The organism is Zhouia spongiae, assembly GCF_022760175.1.
In the GTDB taxonomy this organism is placed as follows: Bacteria; Bacteroidota; Bacteroidia; order Flavobacteriales; family Flavobacteriaceae; genus Zhouia; species Zhouia spongiae.
In genome coordinates, this window is record NZ_CP094326.1 from 3,507,301 (window position 1) to 3,526,619 (window position 19,319).

Genomic DNA, 19,319 nt, shown 5'->3' on the forward strand with positions numbered 1-19,319 from the left:
AAAAATCAGATGAAATACTTCTTTAACTCAATACTCAGCAAGGCATATTGGCGATATATTTTTTCCATTGATGGAATCAAATCAATACTAGCTATTTATGGCTTTATTTGGTTGATAATAGAATCTCTTGATTTTTTTAACGTATACACAAGAGACCAATATGCCAATTATGCTTTCTTCATTTTTATTGTCATTGCCACTTTAATTTCAATTTTGCTGAAAAGGCCAATAAAGTCAATTTTAATTCCACTAAAGGGACATGACTTTAACCTTGAAGTTCGTATTGCAGATTTATTTGATGTGAGTGGCGCAGCCGTAATCAGTTCAAATACCGTATTCGAGGCAGATGTTGCTAGCGGGAAAATATCAGTCAATAGTCTCCAAGGTCAATTTACTGCAAAATATTTCACCGGTAATCAAAACAAACTTATCGAAGATATAAATGAAGAACTGAAAGAAATTGACGTAGATGCTCCTTATCCCATGGGAACTACAATACCAATACATACTCATGGGAAGACATTTTATTTTACAGCTATGGCTGTTCTTGGTGAAAACGGAAACGCTTCCTCAACAGTGACAGATATAAAAAATGCATTAGACGGTTTATGGAAATATGTTAGAAATAGTGGTGAACTACAAGAACTTGCCGTTCCAGTTATTGGAACTGGAAGGGGAAGAATCAAAATGACAAGAAAAAAAATGATAGCACTAATTGCAGAATCATTTGTCAAAGAGTCGATTAACAACAAGTTCACAGAAAAATTAATTATCACAGTTAGACCTGAAGACGCGGATAACTTTGGAATTAACCTTTATGATATTAAAGACCATTTAAATCACGTATTAAAATAAAAAAAGCACCTAGTCGAGTAGGTAAAGGGGAGTCTCACCCCCTAGACCTCTCTCAGAACCGTAGGTACGGCAGTTTAAATTGATATTACGCTTTCAAGGATATTCACATACCCATAAGCGTTATTACTCTTAAATTTGGATTTATGTATAGATAATTACGGATTACTGCATTGTTTATTTAGCAAATTTCTATTATTTTCGGGAAGTATGTATAGATTATTATTTGCAATTACTATATCAGAATTATTCTAGTGTTTCATAATAAACAAAGGGTATAGACCAAGAAACTATAAAGATATATAGACGCAAATTGCGTTTATACAAACGTTGCCAGCAAGCTGAAAAAAAATGACGACAGTAGAATCAATCACATATTTAAATAAAATTTTTAAAGCTAAAAAATGGACTGACAGAGACATTGATGAATATGTATTCGATAATTTCTGCAACCTTCTTGACAACTTGAATGATAGTGAAAGAGAATTAATAATTGAGCTAGTTGAAAGATATCAATGGATTACGTCATTGGAATACCAAGAAAAAATTCTCTCGACTTTGGAAAGTATTGAGAATGAAAAAGTGGAAAAAATAAAAACAGCTTACTTATTTCCAATAATTAAACTTGAAGATGAGGGAAAGGTTAAGAGTGGTACATTTTTGATGTATCAAATAAAAGCGTTTAAAAAATTTCTAAAAAAACATTCTAAAGTTGAATTCAGATACATAACAAAATTTGAATACTTGACCGATGCACAATTTGAATTAAAAGATAATGAAACACTTTACCTAATAGATGATTACATAGGCTCCGGTGAAACTTTAAATGCATGTTTAACTGAATTAAGGAAAAATAAAAATATTAGTAATGACAAGTTAAATATAGTTACTATAGCAATACAACAAGAGACATCTGACTTGATTAGCGAAGAGGGAATTTCTATTTATACTGATTATTTTTCTCCAAAAGGACTTACCGATTTTAATGACTCGCCTGTTCGTGAAGAAAAAATTGCATTAATGCTAGAAATCGAAAAGTTAATTCCAGGCGGTAGTCACTTTAGTTTAGGTTATAATGAGTGCGAAGCTTTGATAACTCTTGCCAGAACACCAGATAATACTTTTCCAATATTTTGGAAGAAACACAGAATTGGAAAAAAATATTTTGACGCACCTTTTTCAAGAGAAGAAACATTTGAGATATGACAAAAAGAAAAGAAACATTAATACTCAATATGATTGAGAATTCAGGCAATATTCGAAGACTACTGAGAGAAGATATATCTTATAGAGAAATAACAGAAATAACGAATAAACTGGTTGAAGTAGAACTAATTAAATATGATAATAAGCGAATATTATTAACCCACAAAGGCAAACAAGTTTTAGCTAAAAACAATCATCTAATAAAAGAAACAAATAAAGAAAATTGGATAAAACCAGAAAACGAAAGTAGAGTAAAAAAATACGAGAGAAATTTTATATATTTACCTAACCAAACGGAGCTTGATTTTTAAAAGAAATGGCTGGTGAAGTCACCTGTCCAAATAGTGAACCTTCTTTCAAGCTAGCGAATTTTGAAAAGGCAAAATCGGAGATATTTCCCTTTCCAAAATTCTTATTCCGAACGGGGGCTCTGAGTAGTCCCCTGTTCTTAAGGACAAAATTTCCACAATGAAATATGACCAACCAACAATTATACGCAAAAAAATTTACTGAAAAAGCAATTGAGAATGGCTTTTCATCCGATTATATAGAAAAGTGTTTGTCATATGCTAGTCCTCTTTTAGAGAACAACCTTCCTGTAGTTTATAATATTAATCACTTAAGTGGTTTAGTTGGCTATAATGTTTCCTATTTAAAACGTGCAGTAAAGTTTCCAAAATACTTCTATCGTGAGTTCGAAATCGAAAAGAGTAATGGAAAGAAAAGAAAGTTACACGAACCTTTACCAAGTCTTAAAGAAATTCAATTATGGATTTTAGACGAAATACTTTATAAACTTAAAGTTAGTAGATATGCCAAAGCATATGTGCCTAAAAGGAGTATTAAGGAACATACAATATACCATACAGATGAACCTTTTGTACTTACTTTAGACATAAAAAATTTCTTTAATTCCATACAATTTGATTCTGTAGAATCACTTTTCAAAAAAATTGGGTACTCGGAAAAAATGGCAAATTTATTCACAAAACTTTGTTTTAGAGATGACGAACTACCCCAAGGTGCACCTACAAGCCCATACATTTCCAATTTAATTTTAAAAGATTTCGACTTTGCAGTTTCGAAATACTGTATGGAACACAATATAAAATATACACGCTATGCAGATGATTTAGCATTTTCTGGCGATTTGAATGCCGAAGAAATTGAAAAATTGATTAAAGATGAATTATCTAAAATTGGAATGGAATTAAATGATGAAAAAAGAAAGTTAATGAAACCTAATCAGCCACAATTGATTTCTGGTATTATCGTTAACAAAAAAGCTCAGTTGCCAAAAAAAATTCGTAATTCATTAAGGAATGAAATGTACTATATCAAAAAATTCGGGCTTCCTAGTCATCTTGAACGGACCAATCAAAAAAAGCCGAATTATCTAAAGCATCTTATGGGTAGAATTAATTATATTCTACAAATCAACCCAAGAGATAAAGAGTTTATAGAATACAGAAAACATTTGCACGAATTGAAATAAAGCCAGCTGGCAGTCGAGTAGGTAAAGGGGAGTCTCACCCCTAGACCTCTCTTAGAACCGTACGTGAACCTCTTGATTCATACCGCTCTTGTTATGCAGTCATTAAATAAAAATACAGTTAACATTGCTTAACCTTTGTTATCCCTAGCTAAAAAAATGAATTATAACAAGGAAAATATTGAAGAAATTTTAAACAATTCTATTGATGAATTATTTGAAAAAGACAGTCAAATTATTTTTGAAAGCTATAATTTACATGAACGTTCTATAGCTCATCGACTTGCTATTTATATTGAAAATCATTTTAGAAAAACGGACTATGTTGTGGATGTTGAATACAACAGAATGAGAAATAAATATGGTGAAGATATAATTGGGAATTTAATTGGTAAAAATTTAGATTTTGAAAAATATGGCAAAAAACTTAGCAATGTATACCCAGATATAATTGTTCACAAAAGAGACACCGATAATAATTTATTAGAAATAGAACTTAAAATGCAATGGAAAAATTCCAAACGGGATTTCGATTATATTAAGATTAATGAATACATTGAACAGTTGTCATATAAATTTGGAGTATATATCGAATTATCTGAAAATAGAGAAGAATGTGTAATTGAATTTGGACCTTTTAAACTGTCTTATTTTTAGGGAAGGCTACAAATTGGGTAAGGCTACAGTATGACCGTAGCAATATCAAAATATAGACAGCTATACATTTTACAAATCGTCCGATATTGGACTGAACTCTTAAGGAATTTACAGTATACAGTAATGGAATTAGGAAATCCAGACATCCCTTGGTTTACTGTAATCTTTGCTATATTTAATAATAATGATTCATATTTCTTAACAAGAAAAACATATGAAAAAAACTAATGTCGACATCGGTAACTTTTGCACAATCCAATGATGGTATAAAAACAGGATATAAATAAGTTCTTTTAAGTGGTTTATTTTGCTGTAACTTAAGATTGAGAGTTTGCGTAATGAGGCTTGATCGTTTTATGGTTTCTTTGCGTAATGGGGAAAAAGCCCCAAGGAAAATGGAGAAAATATTCTTTTATATTTGTACAACCAAATGAAATAAGCCTGATAATGATATATAAACGCAAAACGCGTTTTACAGACGTAGTCGGTAATTAAAACAAACAGCACGGAAAAACTAAGTTAATGAACTACACCTTCAAAAATACAGAAATAAATAACAAGAAGGCTACTGACTTTGAAACAAAATCTCTATTATATCTAATTGGAAGACGGAAAGATAGTAAAGAAGTTGAATATATTGCGTTTGACTGTTTTAATGACGTTAGTGGAATTAATAAAAATTCGGATAGAATTTGGGATATTCAATCAAAAAATGAGAAAAGTCTAAGCCCCAAAAAAATTGGAAAATACTTTTTCACTCTTTTTGATAATCATACTTCACCATTCGATTTTACAGAGTTTATTTTCTTTTGTCCAGTATTAAAACCAGAATACAAAGTTGATAAAAAATTAAATATTTATGGAATTGAAAACATTGTAGATAAAACTTTAATCAGAATAAAAAACGGTCTTAAAGAAGAAGTAATTAGAGTAAAAGGTGAAACAAAAGATTATAGTATTGAGCAAGAAGATTTTTTAAAGAAAGTAAATATTGTCGAAGACACAGATCTAGATAACGAATACATTAAAACCATTACAAAATTTAAAAAGTCAGAAATAAAATCAGACGCCTTTTATCAAAGTGTATTTCAAGATTTACGGGATATTCAATCTGCAAAAAAGAATTCTCAAATTGAAAATTCAATAATTAGCCAAATAAAAGATGTCTTAAGATTCAATAGACACTTATATACTAAAGACATAGAAGTCTTAATTATTAGTCGTATAATTGGATGTGAAGTATTTGATTATAAAGGCATTCCATTACACTTCTTACCTATTATAGATATTTTAGATTTTGAGGATAAAAAAGATACAATTCAAGAATGCAATTCAAACCTATCAAGAGCTTTTTTTAATAAAAACAGCAATCGCGAATTTTGGAAAATATGCGAAATAATAATTGAATATTTAGAATCTAACGATTTAACAGACGTGGAAATGATATTCAACAATTTATTTACTGAATATAAATTTAAAATATCCTATTTAACACCAATAACTATAAAGTATTTAATTGCTATTACAATTGACGGAAAACAATGATTATAAAAAAAACAGCTTTTGGAAATAATCAAGAAGCATATATAGAAAGTAGGTTTAAAGATGCCACCAATATTATTTTTAGCAAATATAATAATAGAGGGAAGACTTTAGTAATTCAAGGGTTAATGCACTCAATGGGCTATGATTCAATTTTCCCAAGTGGTTTTAACTATAAAAAATATTTTTTCTATTCGAACATTCTAATTAATGAAAAAAATTACGAATTTCTTAGAAAAGGGAATTCTATTATCTTATTAGAAAATGATGATATTAATGTATTTAACAGCATAAGTGAGTTTAAATATTATTTCGATAAACACATATATGAACTTCCAAGGATTGAAAAAGAAGGTGAGTTAAAACCTGTAGATTTGACTTTATTCTATGAATTATTTTTTCTTGGGCAAGACAAAAGAAATTCCTCAAATTTAATCGTAAAAGGACGAAATAATAAGCAGGATTTTAAGAATATGATTTTTGCAATGCAAGATGTTCTAATATCTAGTACTAGTAGATATGATATTGAAGAACTTAAAGAGCAAAAAAAATCATTGGATTTAAAAATTAAAACTGAAAAAAGAAAAATTTCAGTTCTAAAAAAGAATCCTGAAATAGCTCGATTCATTAGTTCTTCTGCAAATAATATTGATTTTAAAAACACTTCAAAACAACTTAATGAATTACATAAAAGAATTGCAGATATACGAAAACAAAGAAATAGAGAAGAAAACAGAAAAATTAAACTAGAAAATTTAATAATTGAATTAAACTCTCTAAATAGAAATTTAAATGAGGGTAAAGTTAAATGTTCTGATTGCGGTAGTAGCAAAATTATTTTTGCAAACCAAGAGTTTGAATTTGAAGTTAGTAATAGTTATGTCCGTAAAAACATATTAAAATCAATTCAAGAAAGCATTTCTATGAAAAAAGAAATTGTTGATGAATTCAATAATGAAATTAAAAAAGAACAAACTCAAATTCAAAAATTATTAGAGACTTCAACACCAGACGCTAAAAATTACATCTTATTTGAAGATGAGATAATAGATTCTAAAGATATAGACAAAATTGTGCTAGAACTTCAAGAACAGCTTGATGAAGTTCAACGAAAAATCAATAACAACGAAAGTAAAATTGTAACGAATAAAGATTTACAAAAGCTAATTATAGAAAATATTATTTCTGAAATGAAACGTTATTACAGAATAATTGACAAAGAGGGATTATTAGTATTTGAAGATATATTCACAAAATCAGGTCAAACATATTCTGGTAGTGAAGAACAAGAATACTATTTCTGTAAGCTTATGGCTCTAAACAAAATTTTAACAACTAAATTGCCTATCATCATAGATTCTTTTAGAGAAGGCGAATTGTCTTCTAACAAAGAAAATATTATGATTGAAGAATATGAAAAATTAGACAACCAAGTCATATTAACATCTACTTTAAAAGATGAAGAATATGACTCGGATAAATACTTAAAGTTAGAAAATGTAAATGTTATTGATTATTCAAGTTTTACAGACAGTCAAATTCTTCAAAGTAGTTATGTAAATTCATTTTCAGAGATACTTGAAAAGTTTGGTGTGAAAGAATAACTAACACCAACAATGGTAATTGTTACGAAAGCCATTAATTCTATAAAAAGGATGTGTAACTTGGGGGCTGGACTGAGAGACTTGTTAGGTTGCTTAAAATGACAATTATTGTCATGTTAAACGTAGAATAAAGCTTCCTTGTCTGTAGAAAACAACTAATATGAAGTTAATTTGTTTTACATACCAAATCCAACTATTTTTAAAATCTAATAGGTAGTTTTGAGACAGACTGCCCTTGTGGGTAATTTAACTGAATGACCGAGAAAGATTTAAACATATTAAAATCATTATTAGAAAGGACTGAAAAACTTCCTGATGTTCTGCATTTGAGAGCAGCACCTTTAGGTTATGAATTAAACCAAAAGGATAAAGATTTACTTCTCGACACTTATCAGAAATTAGATGATATTTTAGAAGAAGTTGCGGCTTTTATCAATGTCAAATTTCCAGGTAGACAAGATTACATACAACCTTGGAATGAAATAGATTTTGACACAAAGATTGGTGGAATGAAAATAGTTACGACTGATAGAGAACACACCAAATCAGCGTGGAAAAAGGGAATGTTTGACTTAAAAAGTTTAATAAAATCCATTATTAACGAAGTCAGACTTCTTGTTGACGAAGAAAATGAAATGAAAAGAAACCCATTATTTGATGTAAATGAATGGAACAAATATTTGGACAAGCGACTTGAAAAAAGAGCTGAAGAAGCGGATTTTTTTCTTGATATGATAATCGAAAAAAGACTTATCAATTTAGATAAGTCATCTGTAAGAAAATATTTTAAAAGCTGGTTTAAAGAGACTCAAAATTTTGATTTACAATTTAAAGATGGAGACTTCCTAATTGAAGATGGTGATATTCAAGTTGTTCCAGATTTCAACCAAAACAATATTCCAGAATTTCTAAATTGGTTCGAAAAGAAAGGCAATTACTTTATGGATTATTTAAAAGAACAAGGTGTGAATGTAAAAAATGGTGCAAAAGAGTCAATTATCAATAATGGAAATATGATAATTAACAAAAAGTCGAAAACTGGAAAGCAAACTCTCAATAACGGAAAAGAACAAAAAGAATCGAATTGGTCAAAGGCAAACGTTATAATAGCTTTAATTGTTGGAATAGCAACAATAGTTGGAATCGTTTGGCAAATTATGAATTAAAAACTACCCACAATCAAGTTGACGGCCATGAGTAATAAGTCCACGGTGCACCTCTCAAATATTTATATTCACGAAGTCCTTTTATAAACAATTAATTGTACCCTGAGTACACAACCGTAGCCTTCGGCTGGCGCTTAGGATAAACCAAGCGGGTTGGGTATACAGCGGTTCAATAACCATCTTTCAACTCGCTCTTTACACCAAATTGAACTACCTTCTAATTTATTCTTAGACTACCAAACTTAACTGGGATTCGGACACCCATTCACAAGCTCAGCTCCTAAGTATATTTCAAAGAGGTTATTGTTAGGTCCTTCCTCGTTTGTGAGACCTGTGTAAAATATTACACCTCATTTACTACGAGTACTTTGACTTCTCCGACATGCCAACTCGTGTTGTCCACACGCCACGTGGATCGTTTGCTAAAAATTTCTACCAGACATTTTCTTAACGCTCCGACCTCATAGCCACGGTATTTGGTTCGTGTTCCTCAGTACCGAAATTTGCTGAATATTGCTCATTAATCAATCGCCATAACCTTCAGTCCTAGCTTCACAACTAGCTACCTTGCGACTTGCTAATGGTTCATGGCGCTACCCCTGCCCATAAGGGACTTGCACCCTCCAGATTAATATTATATCTTCGATATAATAAAGATGCCCATGCTGGGCACACACATCGGCTATAACAAATGCGGGCTGACTACTTAATAATGAAGATATTACAACTAAACAACATTTGGTCTAGCGGGCAAAGATTCGGTTTCACCCCCCACTTTCCATAGCCATGGCCGTTAGGCACAATTATGAGAAAAATCTATCTATGAAAAAAAAACTACTTGATTTCTTATTAATTGCTTCAAAAACACTTGAAAAATTACATTTTAAATTTTCCGAAAAAGAAATTGAAAAGTTAGATTATTCATCTCTTTCTCCTATTTCTAACGGTGACAAAGAAGGTCATTACTCAAAAGCTCTACAATGGGCTCTTGAAAATCGTGAAAATGAGGATATAAAAAACATTGCACTCACTGGTCCTTATGGCTCAGGTAAAAGTACAATTCTGAAAACTTTTCAAAAATACTATAAGGGAACTGAATTAAAATTTCTAAATATTTCTTTAGCAACATTTAAAGAGGAAAAACCAAAGTTTGATGAACAAGGTAATCCTATTGAAAAGGATAAAGAAGAACTTTTACGGCTTATAGAAACAAGTATTTTACAACAAATTTTTTATCACGAGGAAGATAAAAATATTCCTGATTCAAGATTTAAAAAGATTAAAAGTTATGGTACTAAAAAATTGTTTTTAACCTCCCTTGGTATTTTAATATTTATAATAGCCTTACTAAATTATTTTTACCCTTATCTCATCCAAAGTGTTTTTAAAGATAATCTTCTAAGTGATTTTACTTGTGACACAATACATTATGGTAGTATATCAATAATTTTAATTGGCATATTCTTTATCGTATATAAATCAATTAGAATTATTAGTTCGATAACAATTAATAAGCTTAAGTTTCAAAATGCTGAAATAGGAATTGGAGAAAGTATTAATAAGTCTATATTGAACCATCACTTAGATGAAATTCTTTATTTTTTTACAATTAGACCCTATAATGTTGTAATCATTGAAGACCTTGACCGCTTTGAAGAAACCGAAATTTTCACAAAGCTTAGGGAAATTAATCTTCTATTAAACAACTCTGAAAAAACCAAAAAAAAAAATATCACATTCATTTATGCCGTAAGAGACGATATGTTTTCAGACAATGAGAGAATTAAGTTTTTTGATTTTATTATTCCTGTAATTCCCGTAATTAATTCATCGAATTCGAGTGAAATTTTACTACATAAAAAGGAAAAATATAATTATAATTTAACAGAAACTTTTATTGACGATATATCCTTTTTTATTGATGATATGAGATTACTTCATAATATCACTAATGAATTCTATTTGTACAAAAAAAAACAAGGTGAAACACCTTTAAATCAAGATAAATTATTCGCTATTATTTCTTATAAAAATAAATACCCGAATGATTTTGTTTCTTTAAGTAAAAATGAAGGTCATTTATTTAACATTCTAAACGCCAAATCAAAATATGTAAATCAAGAGGTAAATCGAATTGAAGAAAAAATTTCTATTTTGAAAAAAGAGATTAAAAACCTAGAATTAATAAATATAAAAAGTATTAAAGAACTTCGCCAATTATATATAATTCGAGCAATCGAAACATTAGATGATTTTAATTCTTTTATCATCAATAACGAAACTATTACTATTGATGATTTATTAAAAGATGAAAACTTTGAATATTTAAAGGAAAATAAAATTTCCTATCGAACTCCCGTTAATAATTATTATAATAACAGACTTACTTATCAAGAAAAAAAGGTAAGCACTTCTTTTTCTGAAATTGAAACATTAGTAAGCACTGAAAAATCATATGATATAAAAGAACAAGAAATTATTGATATTAAATCAAATAAATCAAATTCTATAAGAAAAGAAATACAAGAACTAGAGACCCAAAAAATTAAAACTAGAAATTTAAAAATCTCTGAATTATTACAATCAAATAAAGAAATTGATTTAAATATAAGTGAAGATTTAGATAAAAATTTCATCACAACTTTAATTAGAAATGGCTATATATCAGAAGATTACATTGATTACATTTCTCTGTTTCACGAAGGTAGTATAACCAGAAGTGACCATAAATTTGTTATCAGTATAAGAAATAGACAAAAACTAGAGTTTGACTATAAACTTTCAAAAATTGATAAAGTAATTTCAAAAATAAATCCAATTGATTTTAACTCTGAATTTATCTTGAATTATGATTTATTAGATTTCTTACTTAAAAATCATAGAACTAATAAGATTCCTTTAAAATATATTTTCACCAAGTTAAAGGATGAATCTTCTACTTCTACTCTATTTATAAATGACTTTATTGAGGTAACAGAAAATTTAAATCTATTTGTTAAAAAGCTATGCGAATATTGGATTGGTATTTGGGGATATTATCTAAATGATGTTACGTATTCAGACGAACAATTAAATAAAATATTAAAATACATCATAGAATATGCAGATATTGACACTATCATTAAAATAGAAAAACAATCTAATATCAAAAATTATCTAACAAAAGATCCTGAAATTTTAAATATCACTTCTAACAATGATAAACTAATAAACATCATCTCTGATTTAGAACTAAAATTTACTGATTTAGACTTTGAGAATTCCCCACAAAATATTTTAGAGTTTATTTACGAGAATAATCATTATGAGATTAACGAAAAAATGGTTAGTGAAATTATAAAGAAATATGGTGAATTTGAACAAGTAAGCTTTGATAATTCTAATTATTCTTCTATTAAAAACTCAAAAGCTGATAGTCTTATTAATTACATAGAAGCTTACATAAATGACTACATAAAAACTATTTACTTAAAGCTTGATACGAATATTAATGAGGAGCAAAAATCGTATTTAGAACTATTAAATCACTCTAATTTAAGTTTAAAACTAAAAAAAGAAGTCATTAAAAAAGTAGCTACAAAAATATCTGATATTTCAATTATTGAGGATCCAAATTTGTTGCCATATACTATCGAAAATAATAAGATAGAACCTAAATGGGAAAACTTATTGTTCTTTTTCAAGAAGTCTGAAGATAAAATATTATCCCCAACTATTGACTTTATTAATAATATTGAAAATGCTAACAAATTAGCAAAAGTAAAAATGCCAACGAAAGTTAATGGTGAAAAAATATATTATGAATTCTGTAAACTTTTGATGCAATCAAACGAAATTGAAAATAAATCCTTTGATTTGGTTACAAATTCAATTCCTTGGTGGTATAGCGACTTAGACATAGCTAATCTTGATGAAGAAAAAGTTCATTCATTAATAAAGAATTTAGTAATTAGTCCAACAATTAAAAGTTTTGAAAACTTAAAGGAAAACTATGAAAAGTTAAATATTGAATTATTAGAAAAGCACAAAGCTAAATTTATTGAAAAAATTGAGGATCTCATTTTAGATGCAAATGATGTAGAATTAATTTTAAAATCAACCATATTAAACAATATAGAAAAACTTAAGTTTTTAGAATCTTGTTCTAATGATACTATTGCATCAAACTCCGAGAATTTGAAATTAATAAGTCAAGTTATATTAAATGATAGTTCATTTCGTATAAATGAGTTGCTGTTAAAAGATTTAATTTTAGACAAAAGTGTATCAATTGTAAATAGAATTAAATTATTTAATAAGAATCTTTTCAGAGTTGACGAAACTTTCATTGAAAAATTCTTAAACAACTTAGATAACATTTATGCGAAAATCACATACAAAAATAGAAGGGCAAAAATTCAAGACAATCCAGACAACCGAGAACTATTAACTAATTTGAAACGAAAAGGTTATATTTCAAGTTTTTCAGATGGATTATTTGGTTTAAGGGTTAATCATAAAAGAAAATAGCTGTGCCTAATAACTAAGCGTTCTTGTGGTCGGTACGGCCAAACATGAATGCCTTGTTGACTGAACCGAATTTTGCCGGTTTGCCTACTATGGGGATTAATCTTATTTCTTGAGTTTATATTGTAGCCTTACCCAATTTGTAGCCTTCCCTATAAATGAGACCGTTTTAAATTAAAAATAATTAACCCAACAAGCTGGAAAAGAACAAGGGACAAATTTTACGCCTGTCCCTTCTATTTCCCAAACTTATTTCTTTGACGCTTCCAAAGATACTTTTCTAAACTCTTTAAAAAGCTTACCAAGTTCCATGGATGATTTTCGGGCACGGGTTCCTGCCGCTTTATTACCTTTTTCAAGTTGCTCGGTGGCATCTTGTTTAAAGTTTGCTAATTCTGTTTCAATTGTTTCTAACAGTTCTTTCATAAGATTTAATTTATAATTTCGAAATACCCTACCCTAACGATTATATCGGTGAAATTGTATATCAATAGCCCTAAATGTTTGATTTAATTCTTTCTCGTAATACCTTCATGTCCTCCCCTACTTTCTTATCGATTACTTTAGCATAAATTTGAGTGGTCCGTAAATCTTTATGTCCTAACATTTTACTGACCGACTCAATTGGAACTCCATTAGATAAAGTAACAGTTGTGGCAAATGTATGCCTTGCCAAATGTGTTGTTAAGTTTTTATTTATCCCACATAAATCTGCTATTTCTTTCAAATAAGCATTCGATTTCTGATTGCTGGGAACAGGTAAAAGACATCCTTCATTAACCACCTCTGGATAGGCCTCATATTTTTTAATAATACTCATTGCTGTAGGTAGTATGGGAATGCTACTCCTGGAATTCGTTTTCGTTCTATGAACCCTAATCCATTTTCCACCATCTATTCCTTTAACTACATGACGTGGTGTCAGTTTCTTTACATCGGCATATGCAAGACCTGTAAAACAGCAAAAAACAAAGATATCCCGAACTAATTCTAAACGTTGGTTATGTAGATCTTTATTTAATAATGTTTCAATCTCATGCTCCGTTAAATACTCTCGTTCTTTCCATTTAAAGCTAATTTTGAAATTATAGAATGGATCTTTTAATATCCATTCATTCACATAGGCAATGCGCATAATCTTTTTTAAATTATTCAAATACTTCATCGAAGAATTATGATTACATCCTCTTATTGATTTCAAAAAGTAATCAAACCTATTTAAAAACTGTAAATCTACCTCAGTAACGGCGATGTCATCTATTAAAAGATCCTCTTTTAAATGTTGCTCTAAATGATTTAAAGTAGTCCTATATCGCTTCACTGTACCTTCAGAATACTGTTTCCCCATCAGTGCCTCCATCTTCTTGTTATGATCTCTAAAGATTTCCAGTAGCATTTTTGGTTTAACATTAAAACTTCTATAAGCTTTGATTAGTTCTCTTGGGGAAATATACTTTCCCTGGTCAATAAAGTTCTGATACAGTTTATTTATTTTGTAAGTAACTAGATCAATGTATTCATTAATTTCTCTGGCCATTGTATTTCTTCCTATCATTTTGCCAATATGCTGATCCCATCGATTCATCATTACTTTTCTATGTAGACTCATCTCTGCACGTTGTCCATCCATAGTGATTCTTAAATAGATATTAGCCTCACCATTAATATCTGCTTTGCTTCGTTTTAAATAGAATAAAAGTGAAAATGTATTCGCCATAATTCATACCTTTTTTAACACTAACTGAGTGAAAAGGTATATAATAAATTGGCAATAAAAAAACAGTTAAAAATCTGAATCGCCCTGTTTACAGGGGTTTTGAGGCTATTCGGTGTCAGTTGAAATCAGTAAAAATCACAGACCCCGAATTACTCACCTTTTATATGCATTTATATGGTATTAAATGAAATGGAATAAAATGAAAATCCCCATAAACACTGAGGTTTACAGGGATTTGATAAAATTTAGATATAAAAATTGTGGAGTCGGGGAGATTCGAACTCCCGTCCAAACAAGCAATTCAAATGCTTTCTACATGCTTAGTTTTCGTTTGGTTGTCGACGCAAAGCTGACCGAAAACCGCCTACCTTACGCTTAGCTTCTTAAAATTTAAAACTGTGCCAAAGCTACACAGTTTCTATGTTGACTTTTATGGTGTCTCTATATGAATCGCCGTCAACAAGGGCTATTCAGAGACATCTCGCCTCCCCGCCTTGCAGGGACGTGGCCGAAAATCTTACTATAAATTCAGATTAGGCAGCAAGAGCGTAGTTATTCTCGCCATTTAAAAAGTGTAGCACAGATATTAACGAGCATTAGCACTATAGCTCGGCATGCTTACATTTCAATTCGACTCGCTGTCAAAACCAGTCGACCCCAGGACTTTCAAAGAACTATTTTTAGTACTTTAGCGTTACGGTACACATTGCATACCGTTGGAGGATTCAACCGTCGCTCTTTCTCATTCTTAAAAAAGAGCTCCGACAATTCCTTAATCCCTAACGCGTCTGCAAATGTAAATCAAAAATTATTCCAAAAAAAGTTTTGTGCCATAAGTTCAGTTATGTTACATTTGAAACTTATCAACCAAAAAAAGTTATAATAATCGTATGAAATTCGGAATCATTAAAGAACGTAAAAACCCACCCGATAAGAGAGTTGTATTTTCGCCGGATGCCTGCCTTAAGTTATTGACCCGATTTCCGGAAGCAAGCATTTATGTAGAAAGTTCTGAAATACGGGTTTTTATAGATGAAGAATATCTGGAAAAGGGTATTTCTACCGCAAATGATGTTTCTGAATGTGATGTATTACTGGGCGTAAAAGAAGTACCGGTCGATGCCCTCATACCCAGTAAAAAATACTTTTTCTTTTCACACACAATAAAGAAGCAACCTTATAACCGTAGGCTTTTACAAGCCGTCCTTGAAAAGAATATAGAACTCTTCGACCACGAGGTCATTACTGCCAAAGAAGGATATCGTTTGGTCGCTTTTGGCCGCTATGCCGGTATAGTGGGTGCATATAACGGTTTCAGGGCCTATGGATTGAAATTCGACTTATATAATTTGCCCAAGGCAGAAAACCTGCCGGATCAACAGGCTCTGACCGATGCCTTAAACCGTATTCATCTACCTAATATTAAAATCCTGCTAACAGGAACCGGAAGGGTTGGTAATGGTGCTAAAGAAATGCTCGATGCCATGCATATCAGGCAAGTATCGGTAAACGATTATCTCGATTATACCTTTGAGGAACCTGTCTATTGTCAGATAGATGTACTTGACTATAACAAACGTAAGGATGGACAAGGTTTAGACAAAGAGGATTTTTATCAAAATCCGGACGATTATGTTTCCGACTTTATGCGTTTTGCCAAAGTAACTGATTTCTATATTGCAGGACACTTTTATGGTGATGGCGCTCCATATTTATATACAAAAGAAGATGCCAGATCGATCAACTTTAAAATCAAAGTAGTCGCTGATGTCAGTTGTGATATAGATGGACCGGTAGCATCAACTATACGTCCTTCAACCATTGCAGACCCGATATATGGTTATGATCCGGAAAATGAACAGGAAACCGACTTTAAAAATATTAATGCCATAGCAGTGATGGCCGTAGATAATCTTCCATGTGAGCTTCCCCGTGATGCCAGTGAAGGCTTTGGCGAAATGTTCCTGAAATATGTAATTCCAGCTTTTTTTAACAATGACAAGGATGGGATTTTAGAAAGAGCACGGATGACGAAAAACGGCAAACTCACCGATCGATACCAATATCTTCAGGATTATGTAGATGGAGAGCTTGTATAACGGACCGGTCTCATAAATAGCTGCAGTTGAGACCACTCTCTTTAATCAGGCCCAACTGCAGATCAAATTGTGATTGGCATTATTGATTACCCCAATCAATTTTACGGGAAACAAACATTACCGTTGCCAGTATCAGAAACAAGCCAAGGCTTCCTACCAGCAATGCGTAGCTTTCCAACTGAATGATCACGTAAATAAAAGTATACAGTGAAATTAAGGATACTGCTATCAATCCGGCAAATTTGTTAGACTTTAATATTGATTTGGAATAAACGGATATCAACACGATTATTGATGCCCCTGCAATTAAATAAGCTTTGAAAAAGTTGCTGTGTTCGGAAATTGAGATTAACAGGGTATAGAACATCACCAAAGCCAAACCTATCATCAAATATTGAAATGGATGGATATGAATCTTACTGATGGATTGGATCAGGAAGAAAATCAGAAAGGTAAGTCCTATCACCAGAAAACCGTATTTTGAAGAGCGTTCACTTTTCTGATACTCGTCTACCGGAATCATAAAATTCACCCCATAAGCAAACTGTCTCAGGTTAGGAGGTGCATTAAAATGGTATTGTGAAAAGGGTCTGTTTATATCCAATACTTTCCAGCGGGCATCGAAGCCTGTTTCCGTAATTTTATCATCATTATAGGGTAAAAACTCTCCAAAAAAATTAGCAGTTTTCCAATCGGATCGTATTTCTGTCGTAGTCTCCTTCCCTATCGGGATAAAACTTATTTGTTTACTTCCCTTTACGTTCATTTGCAAAGAGAAGTTAACATTTTTCTTCATCGGAAGATCACCCTCTCTTATAGCCTTGCTTTCTAATGTGTGTAGTGAAACAAATTCAGGCTGGTAATCTGTTTCGCCGTTATATTTAGAACTGAACTCATAATCGCTTTGTCCCAGGTGAAGCTTAACTGTACTGCTGACTCCTTTGAGATTAGACGTTTTGATAATGATCTTTGCCTTATTCCATAAAATATCTTCGTCCCTGATTTCCGCTTCTTCTAAAAGCTGAGGTCTTGAGAAACTTCCGGATACCTTCATTTTACTATCGTAAACTGCTGTCTTGTATATACCGTAATACTTTTCTTCCGGATCTATTTCAGCCTTCACATCCAGACTTTTCGGAAAAAGATAAACATAGGCTATGTCTTCTATAGTCTCTGTATATATCTTATTCGTTTTTTCATCCTTCACTTTTTTCTCTGTATAGGTCTTATAAGGCAGTTTTAACATAGGACCATACAGAACCACTTCTTCTCCCCATTTCGTGCCTATCTCATGAATCACTTCCGATTGTCTGTTCTTCCGCTCTTTAATTAAATCCTGAACATACATCAAAGGGATCAAAAGGACCAATGTTAAAAATCCTACCATAAACATTCTCGCCGTTATGGATGTTTTGATCCAATAACCAAATTTTCCTTTTCCTGGGTTTTCATTAATATTCATAAGACATCAATATTTAAAGTACTTTGAAATTCAAAGTTTGTTGATAAAAAAATTTAAGCTTTACGTATTATATTTTCCAGCGCCTCTATGTGCTGTTTAAATGCTTTCCTGCCTGATTTTGTGGCTATATACCTCGTGTTTGGTTTTTTTCCTATAAATTGCTTTTCTATAACAATATATTCTGCTTTTTCCAGCGCTTTGGTGTGGCTTGCCAGGTTTCCGTCTGTAACCTCTAAAAGTTCTTTTAGCGTTTTAAAATCAGCATACTCATTCACCATCAGTACCGACATAATACCCAGCCTGATACGATGATCAAAAACTTTATTTATATTATTGATTATTCCCAAACCTACTGCTTCTTGTCGTATTTATAGTACATAAGCGCGCCGTAAATAACATGCATTACTCCGAAACCAATTACCCATAGCCAGAATCCATACCCTGGAAAGGCAGCACATATCAGACCTAAAGCAACTTCTATGAGTCCCAAATATCTGATATCTCCTATACTGAATTTAGAGGCATTGATAAGTGCCAACCCGTAAAATATAAGCATTAATGCTGCCGTTTGCCCATATTTTTGCTGATTGAGAATAATAAGAATATAAATGCCTCCTGCTAATAATGGAATAAGAAAATTAATAATAAGCCTTTTTGAGGTACTATCCCATATCTTTTCTCCATTTGTCCTGGCTTTTCGGGTAGAAAGAAAAATAGCTGTTATGATACTTAACCCTGCTATTAAACCCAGATCGATCATTACCCATCTAAAAACGTATCCATCGAGGATTAAATATTTTTGACCTGAATTAGCTACCAGCCAATATGCAAAACCGGCTCCTGTTAATGCATAAATACCTGCCATTATTCCAGACAGGCCACTCAGGGAAATAAACCTGGAAGACCTGTTCATCAAGCTTTTTATCTCCCCTATATCTTTTAAGTATTTATCCGAATCCATATAAAAGTACTTTGCAATTCAAAGTTAACATTAAAATGGAAACTACCAAATACTT

General features: G+C 31.1%; 15 protein-coding genes and 1 other RNA gene. 10 read left to right on the forward strand and 6 right to left on the reverse strand.

Annotated elements, in window-relative coordinates; genetic code table 11:
• The first annotated feature begins 9 nt into the window (after positions 1-9).
• The 9 genes from MQE36_RS14860 to MQE36_RS14900 all read left to right on the forward strand — a co-directional run bounded on the left by MQE36_RS14860 (position 10) and on the right by MQE36_RS14900 (position 13,028).
• Positions 10-855, forward strand: a complete 846-nt coding sequence (locus MQE36_RS14860; protein ID WP_242936761.1) for a macro domain-containing protein — start codon at positions 10-12, stop codon at positions 853-855.
• A gap of 348 nt (positions 856-1,203) precedes the next feature.
• Complete coding sequence (locus tag MQE36_RS14865) at positions 1,204-2,058, forward strand: phosphoribosyltransferase-like protein (RefSeq protein ID WP_242936762.1); 855 nt, start codon at positions 1,204-1,206, stop codon at positions 2,056-2,058.
• Positions 2,055-2,369, forward strand: coding sequence for a hypothetical protein (locus tag MQE36_RS14870; RefSeq protein WP_242936763.1), 315 nt, complete (start codon positions 2,055-2,057; stop codon positions 2,367-2,369). The genes MQE36_RS14865 and MQE36_RS14870 overlap by 4 nt, the downstream gene beginning before the upstream one ends.
• 164 nt (positions 2,370-2,533) lie before the next feature.
• Positions 2,534-3,553, forward strand: coding sequence for a reverse transcriptase domain-containing protein (locus MQE36_RS14875; protein WP_242936764.1), 1,020 nt, complete (start codon positions 2,534-2,536; stop codon positions 3,551-3,553).
• 156 nt (positions 3,554-3,709) lie between these two features.
• Entirely contained in the window at positions 3,710-4,207 is a 498-nt protein-coding gene (locus MQE36_RS14880) for a hypothetical protein (protein WP_242936765.1), read from the forward strand.
• Positions 4,208-4,729: 522 nt separating this feature from the next.
• Positions 4,730-5,752 carry a hypothetical protein gene (locus tag MQE36_RS14885; protein ID WP_242936766.1) on the forward strand — a complete coding sequence of 341 codons (1,023 nt, stop codon included), beginning with the start codon at positions 4,730-4,732 and terminating at the stop codon, positions 5,750-5,752.
• A complete protein-coding gene (locus MQE36_RS14890) occupies positions 5,749-7,353 on the forward strand; it encodes a hypothetical protein (protein ID WP_242936767.1) in 1,605 nt (534 codons plus the stop codon). Before MQE36_RS14885 ends, MQE36_RS14890 begins: the two co-directional genes overlap by 4 nt.
• Before the next feature lie 254 nt (positions 7,354-7,607).
• Entirely contained in the window at positions 7,608-8,519 is a 912-nt protein-coding gene (locus MQE36_RS14895; protein WP_242936768.1) for a hypothetical protein, read from the forward strand.
• An 822-nt stretch (positions 8,520-9,341) separates the two neighbouring features.
• Positions 9,342-13,028, forward strand: coding sequence for a YobI family P-loop NTPase (locus MQE36_RS14900; RefSeq protein ID WP_242936769.1), 3,687 nt, complete (start codon positions 9,342-9,344; stop codon positions 13,026-13,028).
• A gap of 246 nt (positions 13,029-13,274) precedes the next feature.
• Here the strand turns inward: MQE36_RS14900 and MQE36_RS14905 are convergent, their stop codons facing one another.
• The 3 genes from MQE36_RS14905 to ssrA all read right to left on the reverse strand — a co-directional run bounded on the left by MQE36_RS14905 (position 13,275) and on the right by ssrA (position 15,401).
• Positions 13,275-13,451 carry a histone H1 gene (locus MQE36_RS14905; protein WP_242936770.1) on the reverse strand — a complete coding sequence of 59 codons (177 nt, stop codon included), beginning with the start codon at positions 13,449-13,451 and terminating at the stop codon, positions 13,275-13,277.
• 70 nt (positions 13,452-13,521) lie between these two features.
• Positions 13,522-14,742 (reverse strand): site-specific integrase, encoded by a 1,221-nt coding sequence (locus MQE36_RS14910; protein WP_242936771.1) that lies wholly within the window; start codon positions 14,740-14,742, stop codon positions 13,522-13,524.
• A gap of 258 nt (positions 14,743-15,000) precedes the next feature.
• Positions 15,001-15,401: a transfer-messenger RNA gene (gene ssrA, locus MQE36_RS14915) on the reverse strand.
• Positions 15,402-15,632: 231 nt separating this feature from the next.
• Here ssrA and MQE36_RS14920 point away from each other — a divergent pair.
• Complete coding sequence (locus tag MQE36_RS14920; RefSeq protein ID WP_242936772.1) at positions 15,633-16,841, forward strand: NAD(P)-dependent oxidoreductase; 1,209 nt, start codon at positions 15,633-15,635, stop codon at positions 16,839-16,841.
• Between the two features lie 79 nt (positions 16,842-16,920).
• On the opposite strand, the gene creD is transcribed toward MQE36_RS14920, so the two are convergent.
• The 3 genes from creD to MQE36_RS14935 are packed head-to-tail and all read right to left on the reverse strand — an operon-like array spanning position 16,921 to position 19,264.
• Entirely contained in the window at positions 16,921-18,303 is a 1,383-nt protein-coding gene (creD, locus tag MQE36_RS14925) for a cell envelope integrity protein CreD (protein ID WP_242936773.1), read from the reverse strand.
• Between the two features lie 53 nt (positions 18,304-18,356).
• Entirely contained in the window at positions 18,357-18,650 is a 294-nt protein-coding gene (locus tag MQE36_RS14930) for a winged helix-turn-helix domain-containing protein (protein ID WP_242936774.1), read from the reverse strand.
• 2 nt (positions 18,651-18,652) lie between these two features.
• Positions 18,653-19,264, reverse strand: a complete 612-nt coding sequence (locus MQE36_RS14935; RefSeq protein ID WP_242936775.1) for a hypothetical protein — start codon at positions 19,262-19,264, stop codon at positions 18,653-18,655.
• Positions 19,265-19,319 lie beyond the last annotated feature (55 nt).

Bases quoted from the DNA above. Each gene is read 5' to 3' on its own strand.
- creD (WP_242936773.1), bottom strand. From the start codon at position 18,303: ATGAATATTAATGAAAACCCAGGAAAAGGAAAATTTGGTTATTGGATC.
- MQE36_RS14870 (WP_242936763.1), top strand. From the start codon at position 2,055: ATGACAAAAAGAAAAGAAACATTAATACTCAATATGATTGAGAATTCA.
- MQE36_RS14895 (WP_242936768.1), top strand. From the start codon at position 7,608: ATGACCGAGAAAGATTTAAACATATTAAAATCATTATTAGAAAGGACT.
- MQE36_RS14865 (WP_242936762.1), top strand. From the start codon at position 1,204: ATGACGACAGTAGAATCAATCACATATTTAAATAAAATTTTTAAAGCT.
- MQE36_RS14920 (WP_242936772.1), top strand. From the start codon at position 15,633: ATGAAATTCGGAATCATTAAAGAACGTAAAAACCCACCCGATAAGAGA.
- MQE36_RS14860 (WP_242936761.1), top strand. From the start codon at position 10: ATGAAATACTTCTTTAACTCAATACTCAGCAAGGCATATTGGCGATAT.
- MQE36_RS14880 (WP_242936765.1), top strand. From the start codon at position 3,710: ATGAATTATAACAAGGAAAATATTGAAGAAATTTTAAACAATTCTATT.
- MQE36_RS14885 (WP_242936766.1), top strand. From the start codon at position 4,730: ATGAACTACACCTTCAAAAATACAGAAATAAATAACAAGAAGGCTACT.
- MQE36_RS14910 (WP_242936771.1), bottom strand. From the start codon at position 14,742: ATGGCGAATACATTTTCACTTTTATTCTATTTAAAACGAAGCAAAGCA.
- MQE36_RS14900 (WP_242936769.1), top strand. From the start codon at position 9,342: ATGAAAAAAAAACTACTTGATTTCTTATTAATTGCTTCAAAAACACTT.
- MQE36_RS14875 (WP_242936764.1), top strand. From the start codon at position 2,534: ATGACCAACCAACAATTATACGCAAAAAAATTTACTGAAAAAGCAATT.
- MQE36_RS14905 (WP_242936770.1), bottom strand. From the start codon at position 13,451: ATGAAAGAACTGTTAGAAACAATTGAAACAGAATTAGCAAACTTTAAA.
- MQE36_RS14890 (WP_242936767.1), top strand. From the start codon at position 5,749: ATGATTATAAAAAAAACAGCTTTTGGAAATAATCAAGAAGCATATATA.
- MQE36_RS14935 (WP_242936775.1), bottom strand. From the start codon at position 19,264: ATGGATTCGGATAAATACTTAAAAGATATAGGGGAGATAAAAAGCTTG.